General features: G+C 49.1%; 1 protein-coding gene. It reads left to right on the top strand.

Annotation, left to right across the window (positions count from 1 at the left end; all coding sequences use genetic code 11):
- Window positions 1-62 precede the first annotated feature (62 nt).
- On the top strand, window positions 63-527 hold a 465-nt coding region (locus J3U66_RS12795), incomplete at its 3' end, for a hypothetical protein (RefSeq protein WP_267349253.1).

Below are 527 nucleotides of genomic sequence, written 5' to 3'. Positions count from 1 at the left end.
CTTGGGGTGGCGGCGACAGTGCCGGTCCCGCTGATATCTGGACTCCAGGTAAAGGCTTCCTGGTGCAGTCCTCTGAGCCATCAAGTTACAGTCGTAACTTCCCGACTACTGGTGCTAATAATCTGTATTTTGATTTAGACATAGCTGGTGTTAAAGGTTCAGCATTGACATGGCCAACAGTCAGCCAAGGCGGTATTACCGCCACCGTGACGCCATCGCCCGATAATGCTAATAACATTCGCGTCACCCTCACAGGTCCGGTGGCAACAGCATCCCAACGGAGTTCAGCCACACCGGGTAGTCTTGCTACTCCTACCTTGCCGCAGACTTTTGTGTTAGTCGGTAAAGATAGTAGTAATAGTGAAGTCGTAAGTTATGGTTTTGAGTTAAAGCAGTGGTTCGTCAACCGCGGAGATAAATTTGATACTTATGTTAACACCTCATCCTGGTGTAGCAATTTAGGCGGCGGTTACCGCCTGCCACAGGTCAAAGACTTAACTAACGCAAAGTGTGGCGTCAATAATAGC

The organism is Gilliamella sp. B2969 (assembly GCF_026536195.1).
Taxonomy (GTDB): Bacteria; Pseudomonadota; Gammaproteobacteria; order Enterobacterales; family Orbaceae; genus Gilliamella.
This window is presented reverse-complemented; position numbering and strand designations above follow the sequence as displayed.